We start from the raw sequence: 11,888 nt of genomic DNA on the forward strand, positions 1-11,888 counted from the left end.
CGACTTCTGGCTGGGCCCGCCCGAGCAGGCGAAGATGAGGAAGGTCCTCGAGACCGGCATCAATCTCGGCATTCAGGACCTCGTGAAGGCTCTGAACACCTCCGGCATACGCCAGGAGCTCGAGGCGCAGGCCAAGATGTACCCGTCGGCGCAGATGCAATGGCACGGGTTCCTGGTCCGGGAGCGCTACTTCAAGATGCTGGCGCAGGGCAGCACGCCTCAGGACGCCTTGAACATGGCATGGAACCTTGCCCAGACGCTGTCCTCCACCGAGGGCGCTCCCGTCGCTCAACCGCAGGCCGGAGGCCAGGAGCAGGAGCAGCCCGCCCCGACGCGCCGATCGGGCATCGGTGGGTTTGCCGACCGTCTGCTGCGCCGCATCCGGCCGTGACGGCGCTAGAGACGTGGGCCGTAGAGGACTCGAACCTCTGACCTCGCGCGTGTGAAGCGCGCGCTCTAACCAACTGAGCTAACGGCCCTGATCGGCAGAGATCCTACCGCCCGCCCCAGTTCAGCTGTCGACGGGGGCCCGGCGGTCGAGGTCCAGGGCCTCCTCGAGGGCGGCGGCGGCGCGGAGGACGACCAGATCGCCGTGCTGGGGCCCGACGATCTGCAGGCCCACCGGGAGGCCCGTGGAGGTGAAACCGCAGCACACGGTGGCGGCGGGCGATCGGGTCATGTTGAACGGGTAGGTGAAGCGCACCCAGTTGGGGTCGGGTTTGCCGTTCACCGTCCCGTAGCCGCCGGACACCGGCGGCGCCGCCGCCATGGTCGGGGTGATCAGCAGGCGGTGGCGGTGGAACAGCTCGACCAGACGGAGGTTCAGCTCGTGGCAACGGTCCTCGGCGCGCACCAGGTCGACCACGCCGAGCGACGACGCCCCGTGCTCGACGACCTGGACGAGATCGGGATCGACCCGAGCCCACGCGTCGGTGCCCCGGTGCTTCTCGAGGGTGCGCAGGTTGTAGGCGGTGGTCATGGTCAGCCACGCCCCGACCGGGTCCTCGGGGAACACGGTCTCGATCTCGGTGACGTCGGCGCCCAGATCGGCGATGACCCTCACAGCGCGCTCGCACAGCTCGCGCACCTCACCGTCGACGACCGCGTAACCGAGGGTCGGGGACCAGGCCACGCGGGACGGGAAGTGGGGAGACTGGATGGCGCCCAGCCACGACGGCTCGGGCATCGGCAGCGAGCGCATGTCGGTCGGGTCGGGCCCGATGACGGCGTCCAGCACGAGGGCCAGGTCGGCGACCGTACGCGTCATGGGCCCCCGGGTCGAGAGGTGGTGCCAGTCGGGGGCGTGGTCCCCGCCTGACGGCACCCGCCCGAGGGAGGGCTTGAAGCCGGACAGCCCGCATGCCGAGGACGGGATGCGGATCGACCCGCCTCCATCCGATCCGGTGGCCAGCGGCACCATGCCCGCCGCCAGGGCGGCGGCGCTTCCTCCCGACGACCCACCCGGGCTGTGGTCGGTGTGCCAGGGGTTGCGGGTGGCGCCGAAGGTCACGTTGACCGTGTCGGCCTTCCACCCCAGCTCGGGGGTGTTGGTCTTGCCCACGACCACACAGCCGGCGGCCCGCAGCCGCTCGACCAGCACCGAGTCGGCCTTGGCCGGCCCGGCGCCGGCGAACAGCGCCGATCCCTTCGTCGTCGGCATCCCCACGACGTCCTCGAGGTCCTTGACCGCCAGCGGGACCCCGGCCAGCTCCCCCACGTCGTCCCCGGCCGCCAGGCGGCGGTCGATCCCGTCGGCGGCCGCCAGGGCCCCCTCCGGATCCACGTGGACGAAGGCGTTGATCCGCTCGTTGAGCTCCTCGATGCGGTCGAGGGCGCCGGTGACGACCTCCCGCGCCGACAGCTCGCGGGCCCGCACCCTGCCGGCCAGGCCCGCCACGGTCTCCCCCCGGAAGTCCATGGCGAGGGAGCATAAGACGGGTTCGACAGGGGTGCCGCCCGTCATCCACGATCCGACCCATGATCGACGGCGCCGACCTGAACCACATCGCCGTGGCGGCGGAGCGGCGGGCCGAGCTGGCCGAGCGCTACGTGCGCGACCTGGGCGGGCGCCAGGGCCCGGAGGGACCGTCGCCGGGGTTCTTCTGGTCCCAGGTCCGGTACTCCAACGGAATGGTGCTCGAGATGCTCGAGCCCCGGAACCCGGACGAGAACGACTTCCTCCGGCGCTTCCTGGACCGGAACGGTCCCGGGCCCCACCACCTGACCTTCACGGTGCCCGACTTCTCCGTGGCCCTGGACGCGGCCCGGGAGGCCGGGTACGAGCCGGTCGGGGTGAACGACAGCGACCCCCACTGGAAGGAGGCGTTCCTCCATCCAAGGGACGCGGCCGGCATCGTCGTGCAGCTGGCGCAGTCCCACGAGGACGGCGGCGGGGACGACGGACCGGGGGGAGCCGGGTCCGACACGTCCCTCGTGTACGTGTGCCACGCCGTGCGCCACCTCCACGAGGGCATCCACCTGTTCGAGGAGCTCCTGGGGGGCCGGCGGCTCGACGAGGGGGTCACCGACGACCACCGCTTCCTCGACTACGCCTGGCCCGGGCCGGGCCGCATCCGTCTGATCGCCCCGACGGTTGCAGGTCCGGTCGACACCTGGCTCGGGAGCCGGCCGGGGCGGGTCCACCACGTGGCGTTCGAGATGCAGGACCCGGCCGGGGCGCAGGCCGCCACTCCCCGCGGCGACATCTGGCACGTCGAGCCCACCGCCAACCTCGGCACCCGGCTCATCCTCCTCGGTCGTCGCGGCTGATGGAGCGGCGGCGCTCGTGGTGGGGTTGGGGCTGGGAGGGACAGGGGCCCGACCGCGCCCAGAAGGAGGCCATCGCCGCCGGCCTGGCCGCCCGCTTCGGCGGCGAGGTGAAGGTGGCCGAGCCCGCCCGCCTCGAGGACCTCGACCTCCCCGCGCCGCGCGTCGAGATCCCCCGCACCCTCGCCCACTGCGTCTCCGACTCGGTCTACGACCGCGCCGGCCACACCTACGGCAAGGCGTACCGCGACGTGGTCCGCGCCTTCCAGGGCCGGCTCGACCATCCCCCGGACCTGGTCGCGTTCCCCGCCGACGAGGGGGAGGTCACCTCTCTCCTCGACTGGGCCTCCTCCACCCACACGGCGGTGGTCCCCTACGGCGGCGGCTCGTCGGTGGTGGGTGGGGTGGAGTGCGCCGGCGACGGCTTCGCCGGCGTGGTGTCGATGGACCTGAGCCGGCTCGACCAGGTGGTCGAGGTGGACGAGGTCTCGCGCGCGGCGCGCATCCAGGCGGGCACGTACGGGCCGGCGCTGGAGGAGCAGCTTCGCCCCCCGGGGCTCACCCTCCGACACTTCCCGCAGTCGTTCGAGTTCTCCACCCTGGGCGGCTGGCTGGCCACGCGCTCGGGCGGGCACTACGCCACCGTGCGCACGCACATCGACGACTTCGTCGAGTCGATGCGGGTGGTGACGCCGGCGGGCGTGGTCCAGTCGCGGCGGCTGCCGGGCTCGGGCGCCGGTCCCTCCCCGGACCGGATGTTCCTCGGGTCCGAGGGCACCCTGGGCGTGATCACCGAGGCGTGGATGCGCCTGCAGGACCGGCCCCGCTGGCGCGCCTCGGCCGGCGTGCGGTTCGCCTCCTACGAGGCGGCGGTGCAGGCGACGCGCCAGGTGGCGCAGTCCGGCCTCGATCCCGCCAACTGCCGCCTGCTCGACGTCGAGGAGGCCGCCCTGTCGGCCGGCTCCGGCGGCGGGGTGAGCGTGCTCGTGCTCGGCTTCGAGTCGGCCGACCATCCCGTCGAGGGGGCCCTGGCCCGGGCGCTCGAGATCTGCTCCGGGCACGGCGGGGAGGCGCCCGAGGGGGTGCGAGCCAGCGGGCCCGCGGGCGAGGGCGGGGCCAGCGCCGGGAGCGGCGGCGGCGACCGGGACGGGGCCGTCGGCACGTGGCGCAACTCGTTCATCCGGGCCCCGTACACCCGCGACGCCCTCGTGGCGATGTCGGTGATCGTGGACACGTTCGAGACGGCGTGCACCTGGGACGGCTTCGGGGCGCTGCACGCCGGGGTGACCGGCACCGTCACCCGGGCCCTGGAGGAGATCTGCGGGGCGGGGTGGGTCACCTGCCGCTTCACCCACGTGTACCCGGACGGGCCGGCGCCGTATTTCAGCGTGTTCGCCCCCGGGCGGCCCGGATCCGAGGTCAGTCAGTGGGACGAGATCAAGGCGGCGGCGGCGGAGGCGGTGCTGGCCCACGGCGGGACGATCACCCACCACCACGCCGTGGGGCGGGACCACCGGCCGTGGTACGACCGGCAGCGCCCGGAGCTGTTTGCCGGGGCCCTGCGGGCGGCCAAGGACGTCCTCGACCCGGCCGGGATCCTCAACCCCGGGGTCCTCATGGACCCCCGGTAGCTTTGGCGACCGTGTCCGAGGAGGAGCCCACCAACCCGGAGACGGCGCCGGCGGCGCCGACACCCGCGCCGGGGGGCGCCGGGGCCAGGGGCCTGTTCCGCAGGGACATGGAGCGCCAGGAGCAGCTCCTGTCGTTCGCGGCGGCGGGCCTGGCGGTGGTGCTGGGGATCGTCGGGGCGCTGACCTACAAGGCCCCGGCCGCGGGGTCGCATGCCGCCAAGACCGTCTCCCCCGCCCTCCTCGTGGGCCTGGCCTGCGGGTTCGGGCTGGCCCTGTGGCTGGCGGCCCGTCACGGCAGCCGGGTGCTGACGGCCCTGGTGTCGATGGCCCTGTTCCTCACCGCCTTCAGCGGCACGGTCCTGGGCTTCCCCTTCGTGGGCCTGGGTGGCTGGCTCCTCATCAAGAACTCCCGGTCTGTGCGCGAGCAGCGCCAGGCCGCCAAGGGCCAGGCCGCGGCCTCGGGCCGGGGCGGCGGCCGGGGCCGCACCGGGGGCTCCGGTGGGTCCTCCGGCGGCGGGGGGTCGCCGCGGGCGCAGCGCGAGACCCGCGCCGAGCGGCGGACCCGGCAGGCGGCGGAGGCGGAGGCGGCCAGGCGGATCGAGGCCAACAAGCGCTACACCCCCCCGGCCCCCCGCCGCCGGCGCCCGGGCCGTTGAGCGACCCGGTCTCGATCCGGGAGTCCCTGGCCGGCCGGCGCATCGGGGTGACCGGGGCCACCGGCTTCCTCGGGACGGCGCTGGTGGAGCGCCTGCTGCGCTGTGTGCCCGACTGCCAGGTGGCGGTCCTGGTCCGGCCCGGACGCCGGGGCGCCGAGGACCGGGTGCGGCGCGAGATCGTCCGCAACGACTGCTTCGACCGCCTCCGCCGGGAGTGGGGGGACCGCTTCGACGCCGAGACGGGCGCCCGCCTCCTGGTCATGGCCGGCGACGTGGGCCAGGACGGGCTGGGCCTGGACGACGCCGGGCGGGACCTGCTGGCCGGCTGCGCCACGGTGGTGCACTCCGCCGCCAGCGTGAGCTTCGACGCCCCCCTCGACGCCGCCGTGGAGGTGAACCTGCTCGGCGGGTCCCGGCTGGCCGAGGCGATGGCGGGCGCCGGGCGCGACGGCGCCGACGGTCCCGCCCACCTGGTGGCGGTGTCGACCGCCTACGTCGCCGGCGCCCGCCGGGGCGACGCGCCCGAGGCGCTGCTGTCGGACACCCCGTTCTCCGCCGACGTCCCCTGGCGGGACGAGGTGGCCGCCGCCCGCCGGGTGCGGGCCGACGCCGAAGCGGCCAGCCGGGAGCCCGACCAGCTGGGCCAGTTCCACAGGCAGGCCCGCCACGAGCTGGGGGCGGCCGGGACGCCGCTGCTGTCGGAGCGGGCCGAGAAGCTGCGGGAGGAGTGGGTGAGCCGGGCCCTGGTCGACGCCGGCCGGGCCCGGGCCCAGTCCCTCGGCTGGCCCGACGCCTACGCCTACACCAAGGCCCTCGGGGAGCGGGCCCTCCTCGAGAACCGGGGCCTGGTGCCGTTGACGATCGTGCGCCCGTCGATCATCGAGTCGGCGGCGGCCGAGCCCCGCCCGGGGTGGATCCGGGGCTTCCGGATGGCGGAGCCGGTGATCATCTCCTACGCCCGGGGCCTGCTCCAGTCCTTCCCCGGGATCCCCGAAGGGGTCATCGACGTGATCCCGGTGGACTTCGTCGTGGCCGCCATCCTGGCGGTGGTGGCCGCCGGCCCCGACCCGGACGGGCCCTCCGTGTACCAGGTCGCCTCCGGCTCGGTGAACCCGCTGCGCTACCGCCGCCTGGTCGACCTGGTGACGGCGTACTTCCGGGAGAACCCGCTCTACGACGCCGACGGCCAGCCCATCGTGACCCCGGAGTGGTCGTTCCCCGGGCGGGGCAAGGTGCAGCGCCAGCTCCAGCGCGCCGACCGCCTCCTCACCACCGCCGAGAAGGCCACCCGCTCGCTGCCGATGCGGGGGCGCCAGGCGGAGTGGACGGCCCGCCTGGAGGAGCGCCGCAACCTGGTGGGCCGCGCCCTCGGGTACGTCGAGCTGTACGGCGCCTACACCGAGACCGAGGCCCGCTTCCGCGTCGACCGCCTGCTGGAGCTGAGGGAGAGGCTCCCGGCCGAGGAGCGGGACGACTTCCAGGTCGACCCGCGCACCGTCGACTGGGACCGCTACGTGCAGGAGATCCACCTGCCCTCGATCGTCGTGCACGCGCGCGTGCGCGCCACGCCGGGCAAGCGCACCACTCCCGACCGCCACGAGCGGGGCCGGCGGGCGGTGCTCGCGCCCGAGCGCCACATCGCCGCCTTCGACCTCGAGAACACGTTGATCGCGTCCAACGTGGTGGAGTCGTGGTCGTGGCTGGCCACCCGGCGCATGCCCGACGCCGACCGGCTGCGCTTCACGTTGCGGGCGTTGCGCGAGGCGCCGGCGCTCCTGGCCCTCGACCGCCGGGACCGCGGGGACTTCCTCCGCCACTTCTACCGGCGCTACGAGGGGGCGTCGCTCGACGAGCTCCGCGAGGACGTGCCCGAGCTGTTCAGCACCCTGTTGATCGGCAAGTCGTTCCCGGCCGGGATCCGCCGGGTGCGCGAGCACCGCGCCCTCGGCCATCGCACCCTGCTCATCACCGGCGCCCTCGAGATCGTCGTCGAGCCGTTCCGGCCCCTCTTCGACGAGGTGGTGTGCGCCCGGCTGTCGGAGCGGGACGGCCGCCTGACCGGCGAGCTCGACCACTCGCCGCCGACCGGCGAGGCCCGGGCCCTGGCCATGGCCGCCTACGCCGCCGCCGAGGGCCTCGAGCTGGCCGAGTCCATGGCCTACGCCGACTCCGCCAGCGATCTGCCCATGCTCGAGGCGGTGGGCCATCCGGTGGCGGTGAACCCGGAGGTGAAGCTGGCCACCATCGCCCGGCGCCGGGGGTGGCACACCGAGCAGTGGGGCCGGGCCCCGGGCTACGCCGCGCCCGTGCTGCCCCTGGCCCCCCGGCTGATGGGGCGCCCCCGGGAGCGCGCCAGGTGAAGGCGCTCGTGTTCGAGCGGTCACTGGCCCGCTTTGCCGCCGCCCGGGTGGCGGGGTCGTGGGCGCCGGGGGGAGGCGCCCGGGTGGGCCCGCTGCACCTGGCCGACGTCGACCCGCCCGAGCTGCCCGGTCCAGGCTGGAGGCGCATCACGCCGCTGCTCTCGGGCATCTGCGGCTCCGACCTGGCAACGGTCGACGGGCGCAGCTCCCGCTACTTCGAGCCGATCGTCAGCTTCCCGTTCGTCCCGGGCCACGAGCTGGTCGGCCACCTCGAGGACCAGCCATCCGCCCGGGTCGTGATCGAACCGGTGCTGGGCTGCGAGGCCCGCGGCATCTTCCCGCCGTGCGAGGCGTGCGCGGTCGGGGACACCGGCGGGTGCCGGCACGTGGCGTTCGGGCACCTGAAGCCGGGGCTGCAGACCGGCTTCTGCGCCGACACCGGGGGCGGCTGGTCGTCGTCCCTGGTGGCCCACGAGTCGCAGATCCACCCCGTCCCCGAGGGTCTCTCCGACGACGACGCCGTGATGGTCGAGCCCACGGCGTGCGGGGTCCACGCCGCCCTGGCCGCCGGCCCCGTCTCCGACGCCACCGTGGCTGTGCTCGGCTCCGGCACCCTCGGGCTCACCACCCTGGCGGCGCTGCGGCGCCTGGCGCTCCCCGGCCACTTGATCTCCTCCGCCAAGTATCCCGAGCAGCGCCGCTGGGCCCGCGAGCTCGGGGCGGACGAGGTGGTGGCCCCCGACGGGATCGCCCGCGCCGTGCGGCGAAGCACCCGCTCCCTGGCCGCCGGCCGGGTGCTCACCGGCGGCGCCGACGTGGTGGTCGACTGCGTGGGCAGCGCCGAGTCCATCGCCACGGCCGTGGCGGTCGTGCGGCCCCGGGGGCGGGTGGTCCTGGCCGGCATGCCCGGCGTGGTCCGCCTCGACCTCACGCCCCTCTGGCACCGGGAGGTCCAGCTGGTCGGCGCCTACGCCTACGGCGTCGAGCACCTGCCGGGCCGGCCCGCCGACACCGCCTCCGACCCCGACCTCCCCGACCCGGGGCGAAGCGGCTCCCTCCCCCGCACCTTCCACCTGGCCCTCGAGCTGGTAGCGGAGGCCGGTCTCGGGCGCCTGGTGGGTGCCCGCTACCCTCTCGACCGCTTCACCGAGGCCCTGACCCACGCCGCCGAGGCCGGCCGCCGGGGCACGGTGAAGGTGGTCTTCGACCTGCGCCCGGAAACCCGTCGCCCGGCCTGGAGGAACGCATGAGCCCGCGGCCCGGATACGTGCTGGAGGTCGACCGCTCCACGCCGCCCCTCCTCATGTGGCACGGCGAGAGCTTCCGCCTCGAGCGCTTCCCCAGCGGGAGCCGGGTCGTGTACCCGCCCGAGCCCCTCAAGCCGATCGAGGACCCCGACGCCGCCATCCGCGCCGCCCTCGAGAACCCCCTCGGGGACAGCGCCCCGCTGTCGGCCCTCCTGCGGCCGGGGATGCGGCTCACCATCGCCTTCGACGACGTCTCCCTGCCGCTGCCGCCGATGCGCGCCCCCGACGTGCGTCAGCGGGTGATCGAGGCCGTGCTCGACGCCGCGGCTGCCGCAGGTGTGGACGACGTGGTCCTGGTGGCCGCCCTGGCCCTGCACCGGCGGATGACCGAGCCCGAGCTGCGCCACGCCCTGGGGAACCGGGTGTACGACGCCTTCGCCCCGCACGGGCTGCTCACCCAGCACGACGCCGAGGACCCCGACAACCTCGTGCACCTGGGCCTGACCGACGCCGGCGAGGACGTGGAGATCAACAAGCGCGCCGCCACCAGCGACCTCGTCGTGTACGTCAACATCAACCTGGTCGCCATGGACGGGGGCCACAAGAGCGTGGCCACCGGCTTGGCCAGCTACCGCAGCCTCCGCCACCACCACAACGTGCACACCATGGTCCACTCCCGCTCGTTCATGGACCAGGAGCACTCCGAGCTGCACTCGTCCAACTGGCGGATGGGCCGGATGATCGCCGCCAGCGGGGTCAAGGTGTTCCAGATCGAGACCACGCTCAACAACAACGCCTTCCCCGACCCGTTCTCGTTCCTGTCCCGGCGCGAATGGGAGTGGTCGCTCCGCGACCGCGCCGGCTACCTGGCGGCGTCGGCGTCGCTCGAGCGCACCCCGGACCGGATCCGCCGCTCGATCTTCCACTCCATGCGCGCCCCGATGGGGCTGACGAGCGTGCAGGCGGGCGAGGTCGAGGCGGTGCACGCGTCCACCACCGCCAACGTCTACCGCCAGCAGCTGGTGCCGGTCGAGGGCCAGACCGACATCCTCACCATGGGGCTGCCGTACATCTGCCCCTACAACGTGAACTCGATCATGAACCCGATCCTGGTGATGTGCCTGGGGCTCGGGTACTTCTTCAACCTGTACCGGGGCCGGCCCCTCGTGCGCCCGGGCGGGGTGCTGATCCTGTCCCACCCCACGCCGTGGGCCTTCGACCCCGTCTTCCACCCCAGCTACATCGACTTCTTCGAGCAGGTCCTGGCCGAGACCACCGACCCCCTCGAGATCGAGGCCAAGTACGAGGAGTCCTTCGCCACCGATCCGTGGTACGTGCACCTGTACCGGACCGGGCACGCCTACCACGGCGTGCATCCGTTCTACATGTGGTACTGGGGCGCCCACGCCCTCGACCACCTGGGCCGGGTCATCATCGTCGGCGGCGACCAGGCCGCCGTGCGCCGGCTCGGCTTCCGGTCGGCGTCCACGCTGACCGACGCCCTGGAGATGGCGGAGGACGTGGTGGGACGCGATCCCACCATCACCCACATCCACAACCCGCCGCTCTTCATGGCCGACGTGACGTGAAGCTGCAGGTTCCGCAGGTCCGGGTCCCCCGGCTGCGACTGCCCCGGCCGGCCCGGTTCCCGTGGTCGGCGCCGACGTGGCCCGCCACCGTGCCGATGCCGCCGCCCGACCGGCACACCGGCGTCGACTACGAGACCGACTGGTCCCGGCGCTACGGCGTGCGCCTGGCCCGGGCCGTCCTGGTGGAGTCGTTGGCCCGTCCGTTCGTGCACGCCGTCGTGCCGCCGACCGTCGAGGGGGTGGACCGGTTGGAGGAGCTGGAGGGGCCGCTGGTCTTTGCCGCCAACCACAACAGCCATCTCGACACCACCCTTCTCCTTTCGGTGCTGCCCCGCCGCTTCCGCCACCGCCTGGTCGTGGCGGCGGCCGCCGACTACTTCTTCGACAAGCGGTGGAAGTCGGCGCTCTGGGCGTTCTCGCTGGCGGCGGTGCCGATCGAGCGCACCCGCATCAGCCGGCGGTCCGCCGACCTCCCCGCCGAGCTGCTGGCCGACGGCTGGAGCATCCTGATCTACCCCGAGGGGGGCCGCAGCCCCGACGGGTGGGCCCAGCCGTTCCAGGGCGGGGCCGCCTACCTGGCCATCAAGGGCGGGGTGCCGATCGTCCCCGTCCACATCGACGGCACCGACGTGGCCCTGCCCCGCGGCGCCCGCCGGCTCCAGCCCACCCGCACCACGGTCACCTTCGGGCGCCCGGTGCGGCCCGAGCCCGGTGACAACGCCCGGCGGGTGGCGGCCCGGTTGGAGGACGAGGTGGCGGCGCTGGCCGACGAGCGCCGCACCGACTGGTGGCAGGCCCGCCGGCGGGCCGCGTCCGGGGCCACGCCCGCACTCTCGGGGCCCGAGGTCGCGGGATGGCGGCGGGCGTGGGCCCGCCCCGCGCCCAAGGGGGCCCGCCGGGCGCCGGAGGACCGCAGCGCCTGGGCCCGCAGGAATAGGTACTAGCGCTACTCGACGAGGCGGAGGCCGGAGGGGGCCATCGACGCCTCGGGGGCGCTCGACAGCTCGACCACGAACTCGGTGCGCCCCGCGGGGAAGACGTGCTCGGCGGCGATCACCGCCCGCCCGGCCCCGTCCAGGGTGACCCGCTCGCAACGCAGGACCGGGGAGCCGACCGGCACCCCGAAGAGGGCGGCGTCGGACCGGTCGGCGGCGTCGGCCCCGATGGTCTGGGTGGCGCCGGCCAGGCGCACGCCGAGCAGGTCGTAGAAGGTGGCCCGCTCCACGTCGTTCCGGGAGAGCCCGGCGCCCAGGTCGGCCGGCACCCACACCGTCACCCGGGCGAAGGGAACCCCGTCGGCCAGGTTCAGGCGCCGGACCCGGAGGACCTCGTCACGACCGAGGACGGCCGCCATCCGGGCCGGGGCGCTGACGAACCCGAAGTCGAGCACCCGGCGCTCGGGGTGGCGGCCCGAGGCGGCCAGCTGGTCCTCGATCGTGCCCAGCCGCCCGAGGGTCTGGCGCAGGGGCTGGCCCCCCGCGAACCACCCGAAACCCTGCCTGGCGTCGACCAGGCCCTCGGACCGCAGCAGCTCCAAGGCCTTGCGGACCGTCACCCGGCTGGCCCCGTAGGCTCGGGAGAGCTCCGCCTCGCTGGGCAGCACGGCGCCGGGGGCCAGCTCACCTGATGTGACCTGGTC

At 74.5% G+C, this 11,888-nt stretch carries 10 protein-coding genes and 1 tRNA gene; 8 read left to right on the plus strand and 3 right to left on the minus strand.

What is annotated here, in order from left to right:
- A partial coding sequence (locus VFW24_01910) for a hypothetical protein (protein HEX5265503.1) occupies positions 1 to 391 on the plus strand: 391 nt, incomplete at its 5' end.
- A gap of 14 nt (positions 392 to 405) precedes the next feature.
- On the opposite strand, the gene VFW24_01915 is transcribed toward VFW24_01910, so the two are convergent.
- Positions 406 to 479 (minus strand) — tRNA-Val (locus tag VFW24_01915).
- Between the two features lie 32 nt (positions 480 to 511).
- Positions 512 to 1,918 (minus strand): amidase family protein, encoded by a 1,407-nt coding sequence (locus VFW24_01920; protein HEX5265504.1) that lies wholly within the window; start codon positions 1,916 to 1,918, stop codon positions 512 to 514.
- A gap of 59 nt (positions 1,919 to 1,977) precedes the next feature.
- Here VFW24_01920 and VFW24_01925 point away from each other — a divergent pair, with 59 nt between their 5' ends.
- The 7 genes from VFW24_01925 to VFW24_01955 are packed head-to-tail and all read left to right on the plus strand — an operon-like array spanning position 1,978 to position 11,193.
- On the plus strand, positions 1,978 to 2,769 hold the full coding sequence (locus VFW24_01925) for a VOC family protein (GenBank protein HEX5265505.1): 792 nt from the start codon (positions 1,978 to 1,980) through the stop codon (positions 2,767 to 2,769).
- Complete coding sequence (locus tag VFW24_01930; GenBank protein ID HEX5265506.1) at positions 2,769 to 4,397, plus strand: FAD-binding oxidoreductase; 1,629 nt, start codon at positions 2,769 to 2,771, stop codon at positions 4,395 to 4,397. The genes VFW24_01925 and VFW24_01930 overlap by 1 nt, the downstream gene beginning before the upstream one ends.
- Before the next feature lie 11 nt (positions 4,398 to 4,408).
- Positions 4,409 to 5,053: a hypothetical protein gene (locus VFW24_01935; protein ID HEX5265507.1), complete on the plus strand. Its 645-nt coding sequence runs from the start codon at positions 4,409 to 4,411 to the stop codon at positions 5,051 to 5,053.
- Positions 5,050 to 7,413, plus strand: coding sequence for an HAD-IB family hydrolase (locus VFW24_01940; GenBank protein HEX5265508.1), 2,364 nt, complete (start codon positions 5,050 to 5,052; stop codon positions 7,411 to 7,413). The genes VFW24_01935 and VFW24_01940 overlap by 4 nt, the downstream gene beginning before the upstream one ends.
- On the plus strand, positions 7,410 to 8,663 hold the full coding sequence (locus VFW24_01945; GenBank protein HEX5265509.1) for a zinc-binding dehydrogenase: 1,254 nt from the start codon (positions 7,410 to 7,412) through the stop codon (positions 8,661 to 8,663). The genes VFW24_01940 and VFW24_01945 overlap by 4 nt, the downstream gene beginning before the upstream one ends.
- Positions 8,660 to 10,249: a lactate racemase domain-containing protein gene (locus tag VFW24_01950; GenBank protein HEX5265510.1), complete on the plus strand. Its 1,590-nt coding sequence runs from the start codon at positions 8,660 to 8,662 to the stop codon at positions 10,247 to 10,249. The genes VFW24_01945 and VFW24_01950 overlap by 4 nt, the downstream gene beginning before the upstream one ends.
- Complete coding sequence (locus VFW24_01955) at positions 10,246 to 11,193, plus strand: lysophospholipid acyltransferase family protein (protein HEX5265511.1); 948 nt, start codon at positions 10,246 to 10,248, stop codon at positions 11,191 to 11,193. The genes VFW24_01950 and VFW24_01955 overlap by 4 nt, the downstream gene beginning before the upstream one ends.
- Before the next feature lie 2 nt (positions 11,194 to 11,195).
- Here VFW24_01955 and VFW24_01960 read toward each other — a convergent pair.
- A partial coding sequence (locus VFW24_01960; GenBank protein HEX5265512.1) for a GntR family transcriptional regulator occupies positions 11,196 to 11,888 on the minus strand: 693 nt, incomplete at its 5' end.

This window comes from Acidimicrobiales bacterium (assembly GCA_036273495.1).
In the GTDB taxonomy this organism is placed as follows: Bacteria; Actinomycetota; Acidimicrobiia; order Acidimicrobiales; family JAJPHE01; genus DASSEU01.